The organism is Citreimonas salinaria (genome assembly GCF_900107235.1).
Lineage (GTDB): Bacteria > Pseudomonadota > Alphaproteobacteria > Rhodobacterales > Rhodobacteraceae > Citreimonas > Citreimonas salinaria.
The window spans coordinates 130,329-148,003 of sequence record NZ_FNPF01000003.1; the positions used below are offsets into that span (position 1 = coordinate 130,329).

At 70.8% G+C, this 17,675-nt stretch carries 18 protein-coding genes; 13 read left to right on the forward strand and 5 right to left on the reverse strand.

The genetic code is table 11. From position 1 onward, the window contains the following. Positions 1–28: 28 nt before the first annotated feature. The 4 genes from BLW27_RS04900 to BLW27_RS04915 are packed head-to-tail and all read left to right on the forward strand — an operon-like array spanning position 29 to position 2,277. Positions 29–1,216: a pyridoxal phosphate-dependent aminotransferase gene (locus BLW27_RS04900; RefSeq protein WP_089880130.1), complete on the forward strand. Its 1,188-nt coding sequence runs from the start codon at positions 29–31 to the stop codon at positions 1,214–1,216. Positions 1,217–1,220: 4 nt separating this feature from the next. Next, positions 1,221–1,562, forward strand: coding sequence for a TfoX/Sxy family protein (locus BLW27_RS04905; protein ID WP_089880132.1), 342 nt, complete (start codon positions 1,221–1,223; stop codon positions 1,560–1,562). Positions 1,563–1,617: 55 nt separating this feature from the next. Then, the gene (locus BLW27_RS04910; protein WP_089880135.1) at positions 1,618–1,797 is read left to right on the forward strand and encodes a YqaE/Pmp3 family membrane protein; all 180 of its coding nucleotides are present in this window, start codon (positions 1,618–1,620) and stop codon (positions 1,795–1,797) included. A 3-nt stretch (positions 1,798–1,800) separates the two neighbouring features. Then, a complete protein-coding gene (locus tag BLW27_RS04915) occupies positions 1,801–2,277 on the forward strand; it encodes a DUF4112 domain-containing protein (RefSeq protein ID WP_089880138.1) in 477 nt (158 codons plus the stop codon). 76 nt (positions 2,278–2,353) lie between these two features. Here BLW27_RS04915 and ndk read toward each other — a convergent pair whose 3' ends face one another. After that, positions 2,354–2,776, reverse strand: coding sequence for a nucleoside-diphosphate kinase (gene ndk / locus BLW27_RS04920; protein WP_089880140.1), 423 nt, complete (start codon positions 2,774–2,776; stop codon positions 2,354–2,356). 277 nt (positions 2,777–3,053) lie between these two features. On the opposite strand from ndk, the gene BLW27_RS04925 reads away from it, so the two are divergent. Genes BLW27_RS04925 through BLW27_RS04935 form a run of 3 tightly spaced genes read left to right on the forward strand, consistent with a single transcriptional unit; the run spans position 3,054 to position 6,230 of the window. After that, positions 3,054–4,928 (forward strand): ABC-F family ATP-binding cassette domain-containing protein, encoded by a 1,875-nt coding sequence (locus BLW27_RS04925; protein ID WP_089880143.1) that lies wholly within the window; start codon positions 3,054–3,056, stop codon positions 4,926–4,928. Between the two features lie 38 nt (positions 4,929–4,966). Then, on the forward strand, positions 4,967–5,587 hold the full coding sequence (locus tag BLW27_RS04930) for a MarC family protein (RefSeq protein WP_089880145.1): 621 nt from the start codon (positions 4,967–4,969) through the stop codon (positions 5,585–5,587). A 58-nt stretch (positions 5,588–5,645) separates the two neighbouring features. Further along, entirely contained in the window at positions 5,646–6,230 is a 585-nt protein-coding gene (locus BLW27_RS04935; RefSeq protein ID WP_089880148.1) for a retropepsin-like aspartic protease family protein, read from the forward strand. 4 nt (positions 6,231–6,234) lie between these two features. On the opposite strand, the gene BLW27_RS04940 is transcribed toward BLW27_RS04935, so the two are convergent. Next, a complete protein-coding gene (locus BLW27_RS04940; RefSeq protein WP_089880150.1) occupies positions 6,235–6,690 on the reverse strand; it encodes a DNA polymerase III subunit chi in 456 nt (151 codons plus the stop codon). A gap of 1 nt (position 6,691) precedes the next feature. Beyond that, positions 6,692–8,155, reverse strand: coding sequence for a leucyl aminopeptidase (locus tag BLW27_RS04945; protein ID WP_089880152.1), 1,464 nt, complete (start codon positions 8,153–8,155; stop codon positions 6,692–6,694). Between the two features lie 127 nt (positions 8,156–8,282). Between BLW27_RS04945 and lptF the strand changes: the two genes are divergently transcribed. The 6 genes from lptF to rsmA are packed head-to-tail and all read left to right on the forward strand — an operon-like array spanning position 8,283 to position 15,734. Next, complete coding sequence (lptF, locus tag BLW27_RS04950; protein ID WP_089880155.1) at positions 8,283–9,413, forward strand: LPS export ABC transporter permease LptF; 1,131 nt, start codon at positions 8,283–8,285, stop codon at positions 9,411–9,413. Continuing rightward, complete coding sequence (gene lptG, locus BLW27_RS04955; protein ID WP_089880157.1) at positions 9,410–10,504, forward strand: LPS export ABC transporter permease LptG; 1,095 nt, start codon at positions 9,410–9,412, stop codon at positions 10,502–10,504. The genes lptF and lptG overlap by 4 nt, the downstream gene beginning before the upstream one ends. A 2-nt stretch (positions 10,505–10,506) precedes the next feature. After that, positions 10,507–12,654 (forward strand): LPS-assembly protein LptD, encoded by a 2,148-nt coding sequence (locus BLW27_RS04960; protein ID WP_089880160.1) that lies wholly within the window; start codon positions 10,507–10,509, stop codon positions 12,652–12,654. After that, the gene (locus BLW27_RS04965) at positions 12,645–13,898 is read left to right on the forward strand and encodes a peptidylprolyl isomerase (RefSeq protein WP_089880164.1); all 1,254 of its coding nucleotides are present in this window, start codon (positions 12,645–12,647) and stop codon (positions 13,896–13,898) included. Before BLW27_RS04960 ends, BLW27_RS04965 begins: the two co-directional genes overlap by 10 nt. After that, complete coding sequence (gene pdxA, locus BLW27_RS04970) at positions 13,895–14,863, forward strand: 4-hydroxythreonine-4-phosphate dehydrogenase PdxA (protein ID WP_089880167.1); 969 nt, start codon at positions 13,895–13,897, stop codon at positions 14,861–14,863. Before BLW27_RS04965 ends, pdxA begins: the two co-directional genes overlap by 4 nt. A 34-nt stretch (positions 14,864–14,897) precedes the next feature. Beyond that, complete coding sequence (gene rsmA / locus BLW27_RS04975; protein WP_089880171.1) at positions 14,898–15,734, forward strand: 16S rRNA (adenine(1518)-N(6)/adenine(1519)-N(6))-dimethyltransferase RsmA; 837 nt, start codon at positions 14,898–14,900, stop codon at positions 15,732–15,734. 68 nt (positions 15,735–15,802) lie between these two features. Here the strand turns inward: rsmA and BLW27_RS04980 are convergent, their stop codons facing one another. Both BLW27_RS04980 and prmC read right to left on the reverse strand, forming a co-directional pair. Next, complete coding sequence (locus BLW27_RS04980) at positions 15,803–16,612, reverse strand: DUF4167 domain-containing protein (RefSeq protein ID WP_089880174.1); 810 nt, start codon at positions 16,610–16,612, stop codon at positions 15,803–15,805. 214 nt (positions 16,613–16,826) lie between these two features. Continuing rightward, positions 16,827–17,675 carry a peptide chain release factor N(5)-glutamine methyltransferase gene (gene prmC, locus BLW27_RS04985; RefSeq protein ID WP_089880177.1) on the reverse strand — a complete coding sequence of 283 codons (849 nt, stop codon included), beginning with the start codon at positions 17,673–17,675 and terminating at the stop codon, positions 16,827–16,829.

The window sequence follows — 17,675 nt, forward strand, 5'->3', positions numbered from 1 at the left end:
AGCAACCACCACGAACTCCGGAGCCCCCATGCCGCAGCTGTCGACCCGCATCACCTCGCTCAACGAAGGCGGCTCCGACGGGTGGGAGGTGTTCTACCGCGCCCGCGCCATGGTCGCCGCCGGCAGGCCGGTGACTCAGCTGACCATCGGCGAGCACGACATCGGCACCGACCCGACGATTCTCGACGCGATGCACGCGGCGGCGCTGGCCGGCCATACCGGCTATGCGATGGTGCCCGGCACGACCGCGCTGCGCGAGGCCATCGCCGCCCGCGTCACGGCGCGCACCGGCATCGACACCGCGCGCGAGAACGTCGTCGTCACCGCTGGCGGACAGGCGGGACTCTTCGCGACGCACATGGCGGTCTGCGCGCCCGGCGACACAGCTCTGTACATCGATCCCTACTACGCGACCTATCCCGGCACGATCCGCGGCGCCTCGGCCAGGGCGGTCGCGATCGAGACCGACGCAGCCGACGGTTTCCTGCCCGACCCCGACCGCATCGACCGGATCGCCCGCGAAACCGGCGCGCGTTCGCTGCTGCTCAACACGCCGAACAACCCCACCGGCGCGATCTACCCGCCCGAGACGCTGCAGGCGATCGCCCGCGTCGCGCAGGCGCGCGACCTTTGGGTGATCTCGGACGAGGTCTACGACACCCAGGTCTGGGAAGGCACGCACCTGTCGCCCCGCGCCCTGCCCGGCATGGCCGAGCGCACGCTGGTCATCGGCTCGATGTCGAAAAGCCACGCCATGACCGGCTCGCGCGTGGGCTGGATCGTCGGGCCTCGCAGCGCCGTCGCCGCGCTGATCGACCTGTCGACCGCCACCACCTACGGCGTGGCCGGCTTCATCCAGGACGCCGCGGCCTTCGCGCTGGCGCAGGGCGAAGCCCCTGAACAGGCGGTCGCCGAGCCTTTCCGCCGGCGCCGCGCGCGGGTGCTGGACGCGCTGGCGCGCCAGGACCTCGTCCGCGCGATCCCGTCGCAGGGCGCGATGTACCTGATGCTCGACATCCGCGCGACGGGCCTTTCGGGCCGCGACTTCGCCGAATCCTTGCTGGACGCCCACGGAATCGCCGTCATGCCGGGCGAAAGCTTCGGCCGCTCGGCTGCGGGCCACGTTCGCGTCGCGCTGACGGTCGAGGATTCGCGCCTGGTCGAGGCGGTGAACACGCTGTGCGGCTTCGCGGCCCGCCGCGCCGAGGCAGCCTGACGCCATGCCCGCCGGCGGCACGCCCGTCTCGAGCATCCGCAATCTCGGCCCGGCCTTCGAGCAGGCCTGTGTCCGCGCCGGCATACCCGATGCCGAGACGCTGCGCGCCCTGGGTGCCGACGCCGCCTATGCTCGACTGCTCGCCGCCGGGGAGCGGCCTCATTTCATCGCCTATTACGTGCTGCACATGGCGCTGCAGGGCCGGCCATGGAACGATTGCAAGGGCGCCGAAAAAGCCGCGCTGCGCCGCGACTTCGACGCGATCAAGGCTAGGCAGGCGCCGACGCCGGACGCCATTCCGCCCGACCTCTCACGGTTCCTGCGCGACATCGGCCTGACGCGCTAGCGGAACCCGATGCCCCATGCCGGGTTGCCTTCTCGAACCAAGAGGAGAATTCCCGATGGACGTTATCCGAATCATCTTCGCTATCATCCTGCCGCCGCTGGGCGTCTTCCTTCAGGTGGGGCTGGGCAAACATTTCTGGCTCAACATCCTGCTGACGATCCTCGGCTACATCCCAGGCATCGTGCACGCGATCTGGATCATCGCGAAGACCGGCCCGGATACCCGCAGTATCTGACCGATGGAGATGCATCCCGATTTCCAGCGACTGGCACGGGCCGAGCGCGTCGCGCGCCGGATGGACAACGCCGTCCGCATCCCGTTCACGCGCGTGACCTTCGGAGTGGACGCGGTGCTGGGCCTCGTGCCCGGCATCGGCGACGCGATGGCGATGCTGCCGTCGCTCTACATCCTGCAGGTGGCCAACATGGCCGGCGCGCCGCGGCGCCTGCTGGGGCGAATGGCTTGGAATATCGGGATGGACTTCGTGATCGGCCTGGTGCCCCTCGTGGGCGACGTGCTCGACATCGCCTACAAGGCGAACCTGCGCAACGTGGCGCTACTGAAGGCGCACGTGGAATCGCGTCACGCGGTTTTGCGGGACGTGGCGCACGGCGCCGGCGACAACGTGGTGCCGCTGTTTCCCCCGCAGGCCGCAGCCGGTGTCCCGGGCGCACCGCGTGGCCCCGAGCCAGCCGTGCGGGCCCCCGGCAACTGAGTCTCCTTGTAGTCGAACCGCAAATGAAAAAGGCGCCCCGCGGGGCGCCTTCGTCGCGTTAAAGCAGATCTCCCGATCAGCCGACCAGTTCGAGGCCCGAGAAGAAGTAAGCAATCTCCTGCGCCGCGGTATCGGCCGCGTCCGAGCCGTGGACCGAGTTCTCGCCCACGGATTCGGCGAACTCGGCGCGGATCGTGCCGGCCGCCGCGTCCTTGGGGTTGGTCGCGCCCATCACTTCGCGGTTCTTCGCGATCGCGCCTTCGCCTTCCAGCACCTGCACGACGACCGGCTCGGACGCCATGAACTCGCACAGCTCGTCGTAGAACGGACGCTCCTTGTGCACGGCATAGAATTCGCCGGCCTGCGCCTTGGTCAGCTGGATGCGCTTCTGCGCGACGATGCGCAGGCCGGCATCCTCGAACTTGGCGTTGATCTTGCCGGTCAGGTTGCGGCGGGTCGCGTCGGGCTTGATGATCGAAAGGGTGCGTTCGGTCGCCATGGAATTCGCTCCGTCTGTTGAGGCGCCGGCAGCGCCGGCGGTGTGGATTGGGCGCGGCGTTAGCATGGGGTTTCCCGATTGGGAAGGGCCGTAGCCCGGTTTCGACCGCGCGTCGCCGGCCGGCGCGGGCGGGGGCGCTGCCTGCGTTTTCGCGCGGCGCCTCCCCCGGCGCATTTCCCGCCCGAAGAAGCGGCGGGCGGAAAGCCCGGTGAAGATGGCGCCAACCGCGCGCGTTTCGCCCGTTTTCCTTCCCCCGGGAAGGTGCTAGAGGCCGCCCATGCTGCAAATCACAGACATCGCCTATTCGGTCGAGGGCCGGCCGCTGTTCGACGGCGCCACCGCGACGATCCCCGACGGCCACAAGGTTGGCCTCGTCGGGCCCAACGGCGCGGGCAAGACCACGCTCTTCCGCCTGATCCGGGGCGAGCTGACGCTGGACCGGGGCGAGATCGCCCTGCCCTCGCGCGCCCGCATCGGCGGCGTGGCGCAAGAGGCGCCCTCGTCGGACATCTCGCTGATCGAGACCGTTCTGGCCGCCGACACCGAGCGCGCGGGTCTCATGGCCGAAGCGGAAACCGCCACCGATCCGCACCGCATCGCCGAGGTGCAGACCCGGCTTGCGGATATCGACGCCTGGTCGGCCGAGGGGCGCGCGGCCAGCATTCTCAAGGGTCTGGGCTTCGACGCCGAGGCGCAGCAGCAGCCCTGTTCCGCCTTTTCGGGCGGCTGGCGGATGCGCGTGGCGCTGGCCGGCGTGCTGTTCGCCCAGCCCGACCTGCTGCTGCTGGACGAACCGACCAACTACCTCGACCTCGAGGGCGCGCTGTGGCTCGAAGGCTACCTCACGCGGTATCCGCACACGGTGATCGTGATTTCGCACGACCGCGGCCTGCTGAACCGCGCGGTGGGCGGAATCCTGCACCTCGAAGACCGCAAGCTGACCTACTACCAGGGCCCCTACGACCAGTTCGCCCGCCAGCGTGCGGAAAAGCGCGCCCAGGCCGCCGCCTTCGCCAAGAAGCAGGAGGCACGCCGTGCCCACCTGCAAAGCTTCGTCGACCGCTTCCGCGCCAAGGCCAGCAAGGCCAAGCAGGCCCAGTCGCGCCTGAAGATGATCGAGCGGATGGACACCGTCACCACGCCCGAGGAAGCGGCCAAGAGCGTCTTCACCTTTCCCCAGCCCGAGGCACTTTCGCCGCCCATCGTGGCGCTGGAAGGGGGCGAAACCGGATATGGCGACACTGTCGTGCTGGCAAAGCTGAACCTGCGCATCGACCAGGACGACCGCATCGCGCTGCTGGGCCGCAACGGCCAGGGCAAGTCGACCCTGTCGAAGCTGCTGGCCGACCGCCTGCCGCTGATGTCGGGCAAGATGACCCGGTCGTCCAAGCTGCGCGTGGGCTACTTTGCCCAGCACCAGGTCGACGAGCTGCGCATCGAGGAAACGCCGTTGCAGCACATGCTGCGCGCGCGTCCCGGCGTGCTGCAATCGAAGCTGCGCGCGCAGCTGGCCGGCTTCGGCCTGATGGCCGCGCAGGCGGATACCGAGGTCGGGCGCCTGTCGGGCGGACAGAAGGCGCGGCTGTCGCTGCTGCTGGCCACGCTCGACGCGCCGCACATGCTGATCCTCGACGAGCCGACCAACCACCTCGACATCGAAAGCCGCGAGGCGCTGGTCGAGGCGCTGAACGCCTACGAGGGCGCGGTGATCCTGGTCAGCCACGACATGCACCTGCTGGGCATGGTGGCCGACCGACTGTGGATGGTCGCGGACGGCACCGTCCGGCCCTACGACGAGGATCTCGACGCCTACCGCGCGATGCTGCTGAGCGACACGGACAAGCCCGCCAAGCCCGGGCGCAAGAAGGCGAAACCGGGAAAACCCAAGCCCACGAAGGACGAGGTCGCCGCCCTGCGCGCCGATCTGCGCAAGTGCGAGGACCGCGTCGCCAAGCTCGAGGACATGCGCGGCAAGCTGCAGACCAAGCTGGCGGACCCCGCTCTCTATGGCGAAGATCGCGCCGGTGACCTCGAGGTCTGGAATCGCAAGTACGCCGAGGTGCAGGACGGCCTGGCCAAGGCCGAAGGGCTGTGGGAACAGGCTCAGGCGCGGCTGGACGCGGCCGAGGAGCGGATGAACGCCCCCGCCTGAGGCTTGCGCGGGCGCGCGCGCCGCGCTAGGCGCTGGACATGGACTCGGCCTTCCTGATCTCCGCCTTCGCCACGCTGTTCGTGGTCATGGACCCGATCGGGCTGACGCCGATCTTCATCGCCCTCACGCAGGACACCGACGCCGCGCATCGCCGCGCGGTGGCGATCCGCGCCACCGTCACCGCCGCCGGCATCCTGATGCTGTTCGCCTTCTTCGGCGAGGCGGTGCTGGGCTTCATCGGCATCTCGATGCCCGCCTTCCGCATCGCGGGCGGCATCCTGCTGTTCCTGACCGCGCTGGACATGCTGTTCGAACGCCGCACCAAGCGGCGCGAGGACCAGGCCGAGGACGAACCCTACCCCGACCCCTCGGTCTTTCCCATGGCGATCCCCCTGCTGGCGGGACCCGGCGCCATCGCGACGATCATCCTGCTGACCGGTCAGGCCGGCGACGCGACCGGAGTGGCGGCGGTGCTGGGCGTGATGCTGGCCGTCCTCGCCATCGCGCTGACGCTGTTCCTATCAGCCGGCTTCATCGAACGCGCGCTGGGCCGCACCGGCATCACAGTGGTGACGCGCCTGCTGGGCATGCTTCTGGCGGCTTTGTCGGTGCAGTTCGTGCTCGAGGGCCTGCGCGATTTCGGGCTGGTCGCTGCCTGAGACCACTCCAAATCGGTGCCGGGGATGCCCATATCCCTCGTATCCAACGGGAGCACGCATGAACGGCATCAACATCGAAAGCCTGGTCTACCTGTCCCTGCTGGGCACCGCGCTGGTCGTCATGGTCTTCGTGCGCGGCCGCCAATCCATCGGGAAGAGTCTTCAGCACCTGGCGATCTGGGCCCTGATCTTCTTGGGCGCGCTGGCGGCCGTGGGTCTCTGGTCGGACATCCGCAACACGGTCGCGCCCCGGCAGGCGGTCTTTGCCGAGGCGGGCCGCATCGTGCTGCCGCGCGCGCCCGACGGGCATTACTACGCCACGCTCGGCATCAACGGCGTGCCGACGCGGTTCGTGGTGGATACCGGCGCCACCTCGATGGTGCTCAGCCGCGACGACGCGGCCCGCACCGGCCTGCTGAGCGACGACCTGCCATTCTTCGGCGAGGCGCAAACCGCCAACGGCCTCGTGCGCACGGCCCCGGTGCGCATCGACACCGTCGATTTCGGCCCCTTCGCCGACCGCCACGTGCCCGCGCATGTCAACGACGGCGAGATGTTCGGCTCGCTCCTGGGGATGAGTTACCTGCAACGCTTCGACCGAGTCCAGATCGAGGGCGGCCAGATGGTGCTGGAACGCGACTGAGGCGTCAGGCCTCGGCCATCTTCTCCCAGCGGCCCGATTCCTCGGACCAGTATTGCGCGGCACAGCCCGCCCCGGTCAGCGCCTTCCACTGCGCGCGCGCCGCCTGCTTCTCGGCCTCGTCGTCCTCGAACAGGATGCAGACGCGGTCCAGCCGCTTGACCTCGTCCGGGTCCACCGCCGCGCCGTCCACCGCCATCACGCAGGCCGGTTCGTTCGCGGCCCGCGCGGTCAGCGTCAGCAGGATCGGCTGATCGGCGTCGTGCGGCCCGCCCGCCAGCCCATGCGGCAGGAACGACTCCTGCGGCCCGTCCCACAGTTTCGCATCCAGCCAGGCCAGCCGCTCGGCGTCGGTGCCGCGCACCGCGACGCGCCAGCCCTGCTGAAGCGACCGCTCCAGCAGGGCCTGCAGGGTCGCGTCCAGCGACCGCCGCGTCAGGTGGTAGAAATACGCGGCGCCCAACTCAGCCCTCGAACCGGTCCCGCACCAGCCGGTCCAGCGCCATGACGCCCCAACCGGTCGCGCCTTTGGGCGCCAACGCAGTGTCCTTCGACACCTGCGCCACGCCGGCGATGTCCAGGTGCACCCAGGGCATGTCGTCCTTGACGAACCGCTTGAGGAACTGCGCCGCGGTGATCGTGCCCGCGGGCCGCCCGCCGGTGTTCTTCATGTCGGCCTTCATCGACTTCAGCTGCTCGTCATAAGCCTTGCCCAGCGGCAGGCGCCACGCGCCCTCGCCCTCGGTCCCCGCGGCCTTCAGGAAGGCGCCCGCCAAGTCGTCGTCATTGGCCAGAACGCCCGCGTTCTCGTGCCCCAGAGCGATGATCGCGGCGCCGGTCAGCGTTGCCAGGTCGACGATCGCGGCCGGCTTCTCGTGCTCCTGCGCGTACCAAAGGACATCCGCCAGAACCAGCCGCCCCTCGGCGTCGGTGTTGATCACCTCGATCGTGTCGCCCTTCATCGAAGTGACGATGTCGCCCGGCCGCACCGCGTTGCCCGAAGGCATGTTCTCGACCAGCCCCACCAGGCCCACGACGTTCGCCTTCGCCTTGCGCAGCGCCAGCGTCTTCATCACGCCCGCGACGACGCCAGCGCCGCCCATGTCCATGGTCATATCCTCCATGCCGTGCGCTGGCTTGAGGCTGATGCCGCCGGTGTCGAAAACGACGCCCTTGCCGACAAGCGCCAGCGGGTCGCCCTGCCCGCCCTTCCAGCGCATGATCACGGTCTTCGACGGGCTGTGCGAGCCCTGGCCCACGCAGAGCAGCGCGCCCATGCCCAGCTCGGCCATGCGGTCCTCGTCCAACACCTCGACCTCGACGCCCAGCTCCTTCAGCGCCAGCAGGCGGTCGGCGAACTCGGTCGTGGTCAGCACGTTGGCCGGCTCTGAGATCAGGTCGCGGGTGAAGAACACGCCCTCGGCCACCGCGCGCGAGACTTCCCAAGCCGCCTGCGCCGCCTCGGCGTCCTTGACCATCACGCGCGCGGCGCCGCGCGCCTTGGGCGCCTCGGACTTGCGGGCGCCGAACGCGTAGCCGCGCAGGGCCAGACCCAGCGCGATTTCCTCGGGCCGCGCGGTGGACTCGGTCACCAGCAGCACGGCGGCGTCGCCCGCCCGCGCCGCCACCGACGCCCCGGCCTTGCGCGCATTGGCGACGTCGGGCCGGCGCGACAGCTTGACCAGATCGACGCCCTCGGCCGCCATGCCGGCGGGAAAGCCCAACGCCATCGCGTCGCCCTCGGCCAGCTTCTCCCAGCCGTCGCTTTCCAGCGCGCGCGCCACCGCGCCCTTGGTCAGCCGGTTCAGCCGCCGCGCCCCGGGCGACATCGTGCCGTCGGGGGCGACCGTCACCGCGACGCGCCCCTCGGCCTCCGCCAATGCGTCCAGATCCACGGGTTCGAAAGCGATTGCGCGCAGCTCGGTCATGCTGTCCCTCCTGAAGATGACGCGACAACAGGTAATCCGCCCCGCCCCGGATGGCCAGAGCCGCCTTTCCCTGCCCCGCCCGATCCGGTAGCGTCGCCGCAGATCCGGGCTTCGGGGGGCGTGCCGCTTGCAGAGATTCGACAGATACGTCCTGTCGCAACTGATGGTCCTGTTCGGCTTCTTCGCCCTGGTGCTGGTCGCGGTCTACTGGGTGAACCGGGCCGTGATCCTGTTCGACCGGCTGATTGCCGACGGCCATTCCGCAGGCATCTTCCTGGAATTCACCGCGCTGTCGCTGCCGCAGGTGGTGGCGCTGGTGCTGCCCATGGCGGCCTTCGCCGCGGCCGTCTACGTCGCCAACCGCCTGTCCAACGAATCCGAGCTGACCGTGGTGCAGGCCGCGGGGCTGTCGCCGTGGCGGCTGGCGCGGCCCGTGATGGTCTTCGGCGTGCTGGTCATGCTGATGACGGCGGTGCTGACCCACGCGCTGATCCCGGCCGCGCGCGAACAGCTGCGCGAGCGCGAGGCCGAGATCTCGGGCTCGGTCAGCGCGCGGCTCCTGCGCGAGGGCACCTTCCTGCACCCGATCCGCGGTGTCACCCTCTACATGCGCGAGATCTCGCCCGAGGGAGAGCTGTCCGACGTCCTGCTGGCCGACCGCCGCAATCCGGCGCGCGAGGTCACCTACACCGCCGAGCGCGCCTACGTGGTGCGCGACGACGAGGGGCCGAAGCTGCTGATGGTCGCCGGGCTGGCACAGACGCTGGACGTGGCGGCGCGCCGCCTGTCGACCACCACCTTCACCGATCTCACCTACGACGTCTCCGGGCTGGTCGAGCGCGAAGCCTCCGGCCGGCGCCGGATCGAGTTCATTCCCACCTGGGAATTGCTGACCCATCCCGAGCGCTCGGCCGAACAGGGCCGAAAATCCGTCGGCGAGGTGCTGGAAGAGGCGCACATGCGCTTCCAGCAGCCGATCCTGGCGCTGGTCGCCGCGCTGGTGGGCTTCGCGGCGCTGAACTCGGGCACGTTCTCGCGGTTCGGCGTGGGGCGGCGGATCGTGGGCGCCATCCTTCTGCTGGTCATCATCAAGCTGGTGGAAAGCGTGGTGACCGACCCGGTGCGCACGGATGCGCGGCTGTGGCCGCTGATCTACCTGCCGTCCGTGGTGGGCCTGCTCATGGTCGTCGTGCTGCTGGCGCGCGCCTCCAACCCCTTCGCAGGGGCGCGCCGCCGCGCGGCACGGGCGCCCGCATGATCCTGCACTCCTACTTCGCCCGCCGCTTCCTGTGGACCTTCCTGTCGGTGCTGGCGATCTTCGGCCTGTTCCAGTTCCTGCTGGACCTGATCGAGGAACTGCGCGCGGCCGAGCCGGACATGGTCTTCGCGCAGGTGGCACTGCTGTCGCTGCTGAAGCTGCCCGCCGGCCTCTACCAGATCATGCCGCTGGTGATGATCCTGTCGACCATCGCGCTGTTCCTGGCGCTGGCGCGGTCGTCCGAACTGGTGGTCGCGCGGGCGTCGGGGCGGTCGGGGCTGGTCGTGCTGGCGGCCCCCGTACTGGTCGCGGCGGTGATCGGCGGGCTGACCGTGGCGATGATGAACCCCATCGTCGCGGCGACCTCGCAGCGCTACGCGAACCTGAGCGAGGAGATGCGCTCGGGCGAGGTGCCGACCCTGTCGATCGGGGCCGAGGGGCTGTGGCTGCGCCAGGGCGGCGACGACGGCCGCGCGGTGATCCGTGCCGCCCGCGCCAATCCCGAGGCGACGGTGCTCTACGACGTCGACGTCGTCACCTACGCGCCCGGCGGCGGCCCCGACCGGCGCATCGTCGCGCGTGAGGCCGCGCTGGAACCCGGCGCGTGGCTCTTGCGCGACGCGACCGTCTGGCCGCTGACCGCGGGCCTGAACCCGCAGCTCGGCGCGCGCGACCACGAAACGCTGACCCTGCCCTCGACCCTCACGCAGGAGAACATACGCGACCGCTTCGGCCGGCCCGAGGACGTGGCCATCTGGGACCTGCCGGCCTTCATCGCCGACCTTCAGTCCGCCGGCTTCTCGGCCCGCCGGCACCTGGTCTGGCTGCAGATGGAGCTCGCGCGCCCGATCTTCCTGGTCGCCATGGTGCTGATCGGCGCGGCCTTCACCATGCGCCCCGCCCGCGGTGCGCGCACCGGTCTTGCGGTCCTCTCGGCGGTGCTGCTGGGTTTCGGTCTCTATTACGTGCGCAACTTCGCGCAGATCATGGGCGAGAACGGCCAGCTTGCCCCGACGCTCGCCGCCTGGGTGCCGCCGGTGGCGTCGCTGCTGCTGGCGCTGGGCCTCGTCCTTCAGATGGAGGATGGCTGACCATGCGGCTGATCCTGGCTTTTGCAGCGCTTCTCGCGCTCGGCCTGCCCGCGCGCGCGCAGCAGGACCGGGCGGTCGACGCGGCCATCCTGGTCGCCGACACCGTGCTGGTCGAGAACGACAGCCGGCTGATCGCCAGCGGCAACGTCGAGGCGCTGTCCGACGGCACGCGCCTTCAGGCCAGCCGCGTCGTGTACGATCAGGAGGCCGGGCTCCTGTCGATCGAGGGGCCCATCCGCATCACCGACGAAAGCGGCCGCGTCACCATCCTGGCCTCGGCGGCCGAGCTGGACGAGGGCTTCCGCAACGGGCTGCTGGCCGGCGCGCGCATCGTCCTCGACGACCAGCTTCAGCTTGCCGCGGTCGAGGCGCGGCGCGTCGACGGCCGCTACAACGCCCTGTCGCGCGTCGCCGTGACCTCGTGCCAGATCTGCGCCGGGCGCGCGCCGCTGTGGTCGATCCGCGCCTCTCGCGTCGTCCACGACCAGCTCGAACAGCAGATCTACTTCGACGACGCGCAGCTGCGCGTGCTCGACGTGCCGGTCTTCTACCTGCCGCGACTGCGCGTGCCCGACCCCACGCTGGAGCGCGCGCGCGGCTTCCTGTTCCCGACGCTGCGCAGTTCGACCCTGCTGGGCTTCGGCATCAAGATCCCCTATTTCATTCCCATCGGCGACCACCAGGACGTCACCCTGACGCCCTACCTGTCGTCCAAGACGAGGACGCTGGAATTCCGCTACCGGCGCGCCTTCGTCAACGGCGACCTTCTTGTCAACGGCGCCGTGTCGCGCGACACGCGTGAAACAGACGAGGCGCGCGGTTACCTGTTCGCCGAGGGCGCATTCACCCTGCCGCGGGGCTTCACGCTGGACTTCGATGCGAAACTGGTCACGGATGCCGCCTACCTGAACGATTACGGCATCACCGGCACGGACCGGCTGGACAGCACCGTCACGCTGACGCGCGCCCGCCGCGACAGCCTGTTCCAGTCCGCGCTGGTCCATTACCAGTCCCTGCGCGAGGCCGAGGACAACGACACCCAGCCCACCATCGTCGGCGACATCCGCTACCAGCGGCGGTACTTCCCCGCCCTGATCGGCGGTGAGATCCGCGTCGACGGGATCGCGCACGGGCATTACCGTTACTCCTCGACCGACATCGACACCGGCGATTCCGACGATGTCGTCGACGGCCGCGACCTTGCCCGCCTCAACGCCGCGATCAGCTGGCGCGACCGCTGGACGTTGCCTCTGGGCCTGCGCGCGGGAGTCTCGACGCATCTCTGGCTCGACCATTTCGAGATCCGGCAGGATGCCACCTCGCCGGAACGCGTCAGCGCCGCCACCCCCGGCGTCGCCGTCGATCTGCGCTGGCCCTTCGCGCGCGGCGGTGCGGGCGGGTCGCGCACGCTGGTCGAACCGGTGGTCCAGCTGGGCTGGGTCGGCGGAACGCGCCCCGAGAACCCCAACGACGAAAGCACCCGGGTCGAGTTCGACGAGGCAAACCTGCTGAGCCTCTCGCGCTTTCCCGCCGCCGACCGGCGCGAACACGGCGCTACGCTGGCCGCCGGGCTGCGCATGATGCACCGCGCCCCCGCCGGCTGGACCGCCGCGCTGACGATCGGCCAGGTCTGGCGCGACGAGGCCGACGAGGCGTTCACGCGTTCCTCGGGCCTGCAGGGCGAAACCTCGGACACGCTGATCGCCGGGCGCTTCGCCAGCACCAACGGGCTGTCGATCTCGGCGCGCGGCCTGCTGGACGACACGGCGCGCATCTCCAAGGCCGAGGCCCGCGCCGCCTGGTCGAACGACCGCATCGAGCTCGGCGCGTCCTACGTTCTGCTGGTCACCGACACCGACGAGGAACGCGACGAGGCGCAGTCCGAATGGACGCTCGACGCGGCCTACCAGGTGACGCCGAACTGGCTCGGCTCGACCGAGTGGCGTTACGATCTGGCCGGCCAGCGCCTTGACCGTGTGGGGCTGGGGCTGCAATACCGGACCCGATGCGTCGAGGTGGGGCTTTCGGCCACCCGCCGCTACGCCTCCTCCGCCAACGTGGAGCCGTCCACCGATTTCGACCTGTCCGTCGCCCTGCTGGGCTTTTCCACGGGCGGTCCCGCCAAGGAGATCCGACCTTCATGCTCGTAGCCACCCGTTTCCTCGCCCGGCTGGCCGTGGCCGGTGCGCTTGCCCCGCTGGCCCTGGCCGGCACGCTTGCCCTGGCGCCCGTGACGGCGGTTGCGCAGCAGGGGCTCTTCGCCCCCGCCCTCACCGTCAACGACCAGGTCATCACCGGCTACGAACTGCAGCAGCGCGCCCTGATGCTGGGCGTGCTGAACGCCCCCGGCGACCTGCAGGCGCTCGCGCGCGAGCAGCTGATCGATGACCGCCTGCGGCTCGAGGCCGCCGCGCAGGCCGGCATCCGCCCCGAGGAACAGGACGTGCTGGAGGGCATGGAGGAGTTCGCCGGCCGCGCCAACCTGTCGCGCGAGGAGTTCACCGCCGCACTCGCGCAGCGCGGCGTCGCCGAGGAGACCTTCCGCGATTTCGTGCGCGCCGGCGTCGCCTGGCGCGAGTTGGTGCGCCAGCGCTTCGCCCGTCAATCCGCCGTCTCCGAGGACGAGATCGACCGCGCCCTGTCGAGCGGCGGCGGCGGCAGCAACGTCCGCGTCCTGCTGTCCGAGATCATCATGCCGATCACGCCGCAGACCGCCGACGAGGTCCGCGCCCGCGCCGAGCGCATCTCCGAACTCGACTCCGAGGCCGCCTTCTCGGCCCAGGCCCGGCGCTTCTCGGCCACCGCCACGCGCGACCAGGGCGGCCGTCTGCCCTGGCGCGCGCTCGAGGAACTGCCCCCCGCGCTGCGGCCGCTGGTGCTGGCGCTGAAGCCCGGCGAAGTCACCGATCCGCTGCCGATCGAGGGCGCCGTGGCGCTGTTCCAGCTGCGCGACATCGAGGAAGCCGGCTATGACGCGCCCGAGATCGGCGCCGTGGAATACGCGGCCTACTACATGCCCGGCGGCCGCTCGGCCGAAACGCTGGCCCGCGCCCGCGCGCTGGCCGCCCGCGTCGACCGCTGCGACGACCTCTACGGCGTCGCCCAGGGCCAGCCGGCCGAGGTGCTGGACCGCCAGACCTTGCCGCCGGAACAGCTGCCCACCGACATCGCGCTGGAACTGTCCAAGCTCGACGCGGGCGAGGTCTCGACCGCGCTGACGCGCGCGGACGGGCAGACGCTGGTCTTCCTGATGCTCTGCGGCCGCACGCCGGCGGTGAACGCCGACGTGGACCGGCAGCAATTCGGCGTGAACCTGCGCAACCAGCGCCTGCAGGAACAGGCCGAAGGCTACCTCGCGCAGCTGCGCGCCGACGCCCGCATCGTCGAGCGATGACCGCGCCGGTCGCGGTCAGCTGCGGCGAACCCGCCGGTATCGGCGTCGAACTGGCCGAGGCCGCCCGCCGCGTGCTGGGCGGCTCGGTGCCGTTCTTCCTGATCGGCGACCCCGACCACCTGCCCGGCACCATCGAGCACGCCGCCATCGACGGCCCCGCGCAGGCCGCGGGCATTCCCGCCGACACGCTGCCGGTCCTGCCGCTGCGCCTCGTCGGCCCCCGCGTGCCCGGCCGCGCGCAGCCTGCCCACGCCGCCGGCGTGGTCGAGGCGATCACCCGCGGCGTGGCCGAGGTCCGCTCCGGGCGGGCCTCGGCGCTGTGCACGCTGCCGATCCACAAGCAGGCGCTGGCCGAGGGCGCCGGTTTCGCCTTTCCCGGCCATACCGAGTTCCTCGCCGATCTCGCCGGCGCCGACGAGGTGGTGATGATGCTCGCCTCGGACCAGCTGCGCGTGGTGCCGGCGACGATCCACGTGGCGCTGCGCGACGTCTTCGCCGCCCTCACGCCCGAGCGGCTGGAAAAGCGCATCCGCATCACCCACGAGGCGCTGCGCGCGCAATTCCGCGTGCCCGAGCCGCGCATCGCGGTCGCCGGCCTCAACCCCCATGCGGGCGAAGGCGGCCGCATGGGCCGCGAGGAGATCGAGATCATCACCCCCGTGCTCGACCGCCTGCGCGCCGAGGGCTTCGACATCGCCGGGCCGCTTTCGGCCGACACGATGTTCCACGCGAGCGCCCGCGCGCGCTACGACGCGGCGGTGGCGATGTACCACGACCAAGCGCTGATCCCGATCAAGACGCTGGATTTCGACCGCGGCGTGAACGTGACGCTGGGCCTGCCCTTCGTGCGCACCTCGCCCGATCACGGCACCGCCTTCGACATCGCCGGCACCGGCCGGGCCAACCCTTCCTCGACGGTCGAGGCGCTGCGGATGGCGTGGCGCATGGCCGGGGGAAGCGCATGAAGGCCCGTCGCCCTGACGCGGCCCAGGCGCACGCATGAGCGGCATCGATTCCCTGCCGCCCCTGCGCGATGTCATCGCGCAGCACGGCCTTTCGGCGCGCAAGTCGCTGGGGCAGAACTTCCTGCTGGACCTGAACCTGACGGCGCGAATCGCGCGCATCGCGGGCGACCTGTCGGACACGGACGTGCTCGAGGTCGGCCCCGGCCCCGGCGGGTTGACCCGCGGGCTTCTGGCCGAGGGCGCGCGCAAGGTTCTGGCGGTCGAGAAGGACAGCCGCTGCCTGCCCGCGCTGGCCGAGATCGCCGAGGCCTACCCGGGACGGCTCGAGGTGATCGAGGCCGACGCGCTGGAGATCGATCCGGCCGAGCACCTGCGCCCGCCTTACGCGATCTGCGCCAACCTGCCCTACAACGTCGGCACCGAGCTTCTGGTGCGCTGGCTGACGCCGCGCGAATGGCCGCCGAAATGGCGCTCGCTGACGCTGATGTTCCAGCAGGAAGTGGCCGAGCGGATCGTTGCGCAGCCCGGCGGCAAGGCCTATGGCCGGCTCGCGGTGCTGGCCCAGTGGCGTTGCGACGCGCGCATCGCCCTGCGCCTGCCGCCGGGGGCGTTCTCACCCCCGCCCAAGGTCAGCTCGGCCGTGGTGCACCTGACCGCGCTCGACGCGCCGCGCTATCCTGCGGACCCGCAGGTGTTGCAACGGGTGGTGGCGACGGCATTCAACCAGCGGCGCAAGATGCTGCGCGCCGCGTTGAAGGGGCTCGCCCCGGATATCGAGGATCGCCTGCGCGCCGTCGGGATTCCGCCGACAGAACGCGCCGAGCAGGTTTCGATCGAGGCGTTCTGCGCGCTGGCGCGCACTTTCGAATAGGTCTGGAATGGGTTTGGAAAAGGTGATGGCCACCGTCCCGGGATCGACCGATCACCGGGACGGCAGGATCACTCCGCCGCGTCCGAGGCCGCGTTGTCGGCCGGAGCGCGCGTCTGCTCGTCGCCATCCTTGCGGGCCGCGGGCTTGCGCGTGCGGCGCGGCTTGGGGCGGGGCGCCTCGTCGTCGCCACGGCCCTGATCGGCCTGGTCCTGACCGGCGCGTTCCTGGTCGCCCTGGCCCTGGTCCGATTGGCCCTGGTCCGGCTGGTTCTGGCCGCCCTCGTCGGGCTTGCGGCGCGGCTTGCGCGGGGCGCGCGGCTTGCGCGGCTTGTCCTCGGTCGAGGCGCTTTCCGGCGTCTCGACCAGTCCGCCCTCGGTCTCCTCCCCCCGGACCTCGAAGGACTCGTCGCCGCGTCGATTGCCCTGGCGCGCGTCCTGGTCGGAAGGCTGACCGCCCTGGTCCTGCCGGCCGCCGTCATTTCCGTCGAACGGCTGGCGGTCTCCCTGCTGGGCCTCGCGCTCGGCGCGCTCGCGGTCGCGCTGCGCCTGGCGCTCGCGGTTCTCGCGTTCCTGCTGGGCCTGGCGCTCGCGGTTCTCACGTTCCTGCTGCTCGCGCTTGGCGTCCTGCTCGCGCTGCGCCTCGGCCAGCATTCGCAGGTAGTGTTCGGCGTGCTGCTGGAAGTTCTCGGCCGCGACGCGGTCGTTGGCCAACCAGGCGTCACGCGCCAGCTGGTTGTACTTGTCGATGATCTGCTGCGGCGTGCCGCGCACCTTGCCCTCGGGGCCGCTGCTGTCGAACACGCGGTTGACGACGTTGCCCAGCGTATTGCTGCGGTTGCGGTTGTTCTTCGACCGCGAGCGGGATTTGGATGAACGCATACGTGTGTAATTCCAGTCCGGGTTTCGACTGTGCGGCGATCGCGAAGGCGCATCGGGCGCCAAGGTCTGCGATCACGGGCTGTTCGGCTTGCCGTCCGACGGGAGGCCTGAGACAGGCGATCCACCGTGCGAACATCTTGGGTAAATCACACGTGGCAGGCGGAAACAAGTGCAGAACGGCGCGTTGCACGGCTTTGTGCGTATTTTTCACGCCTTAGCGGGGTGCCGTGGCCACGACGACGCGGTCGCGGCCGTCCATGTCGGGCAGAACCGCCACGTCGGCCAGCCCCGCGCCGCCGAAAAGCGCCGCGACCGCGCCCGCCTGCGTCGGGCCGATCTCGACCATCAGCCGCCCGCCCGGCACCAGCCACGCCCCCGCGCCGGCGGCGATCGTGCGGTAGGCGGCCAGCCCGTCGCCCTCGTCGGTCAGCGCGCCGCGCGGCTCGTGATCGCGCGTCTCGGGCGCCAGCGCGGGCATTTCCGACGCCGCGATGTAGGGCGGGTTCGACACGATCAGGTCGAAGCGCGCGGTGCCTGCCTCCAGCGCCGCGAACCAGTCCCCGGCACGCAGCGTCGCGCGGTCGCCGAGCCCGAGCGCCTCCCGGTTGCGCGCCGCGACCGCCAGTGCCGCCTCGGACAGGTCGCAGCCGGCGCCGCGCGCCACGGGCCGTTCGGCCAGCAATGTCAGCAGGATGCAACCCGACCCGGTGCCAAGGTCCAGCACGCGCGCGAACGGCGCCTGCAAGGCCGCGGCGACAAGGGTCTCGGTCTCGGGGCGCGGGTCGAGCACGTCCGGCGTCACGATGAAGTCCCGCCCCCAGAAGGTACGCGTGCCGGTCAGGTGGCTGACGGGCTCGCGCGCCGAACGGCGCGCCACCAGCGCGTCGAACCGCGCCGCGCCATCCGCAGTCACCGGGTCGCCCAGCACCAGCGTCAGCCGCCCCTGCGCCACCCCCAGCGCGTGCGCCAGCAGGCGGCGCGCGTCGCGCGCGGCGTCGGGCACGCCCGCCGCCTGCAGCCGGGCCGTGGCCTCGGCCAGCAGGCTTTGCGCCCGCGCGGTCAC

Excerpts from the sequence above, each read along its gene's own strand:
- BLW27_RS04910 (WP_089880135.1), top strand. The coding sequence starts at position 1,618 with ATGGACGTTATCCGAATCATCTTCGCTATCATCCTGCCGCCGCTGGGC.
- BLW27_RS04960 (WP_089880160.1), top strand. The coding sequence starts at position 10,507 with ATGCGGCTGATCCTGGCTTTTGCAGCGCTTCTCGCGCTCGGCCTGCCC.
- BLW27_RS04935 (WP_089880148.1), top strand. The coding sequence starts at position 5,646 with ATGAACGGCATCAACATCGAAAGCCTGGTCTACCTGTCCCTGCTGGGC.
- BLW27_RS04915 (WP_089880138.1), top strand. The coding sequence starts at position 1,801 with ATGGAGATGCATCCCGATTTCCAGCGACTGGCACGGGCCGAGCGCGTC.
- BLW27_RS04905 (WP_089880132.1), top strand. The coding sequence starts at position 1,221 with ATGCCCGCCGGCGGCACGCCCGTCTCGAGCATCCGCAATCTCGGCCCG.
- BLW27_RS04980 (WP_089880174.1), bottom strand. The coding sequence starts at position 16,612 with ATGCGTTCATCCAAATCCCGCTCGCGGTCGAAGAACAACCGCAACCGC.
- BLW27_RS04925 (WP_089880143.1), top strand. The coding sequence starts at position 3,054 with ATGCTGCAAATCACAGACATCGCCTATTCGGTCGAGGGCCGGCCGCTG.
- lptG (WP_089880157.1), top strand. The coding sequence starts at position 9,410 with ATGATCCTGCACTCCTACTTCGCCCGCCGCTTCCTGTGGACCTTCCTG.
- BLW27_RS04930 (WP_089880145.1), top strand. The coding sequence starts at position 4,967 with ATGGACTCGGCCTTCCTGATCTCCGCCTTCGCCACGCTGTTCGTGGTC.
- BLW27_RS04965 (WP_089880164.1), top strand. The coding sequence starts at position 12,645 with ATGCTCGTAGCCACCCGTTTCCTCGCCCGGCTGGCCGTGGCCGGTGCG.
- rsmA (WP_089880171.1), top strand. The coding sequence starts at position 14,898 with ATGAGCGGCATCGATTCCCTGCCGCCCCTGCGCGATGTCATCGCGCAG.
- ndk (WP_089880140.1), bottom strand. The coding sequence starts at position 2,776 with ATGGCGACCGAACGCACCCTTTCGATCATCAAGCCCGACGCGACCCGC.
- BLW27_RS04945 (WP_089880152.1), bottom strand. The coding sequence starts at position 8,155 with ATGACCGAGCTGCGCGCAATCGCTTTCGAACCCGTGGATCTGGACGCA.
- BLW27_RS04900 (WP_089880130.1), top strand. The coding sequence starts at position 29 with ATGCCGCAGCTGTCGACCCGCATCACCTCGCTCAACGAAGGCGGCTCC.
- pdxA (WP_089880167.1), top strand. The coding sequence starts at position 13,895 with ATGACCGCGCCGGTCGCGGTCAGCTGCGGCGAACCCGCCGGTATCGGC.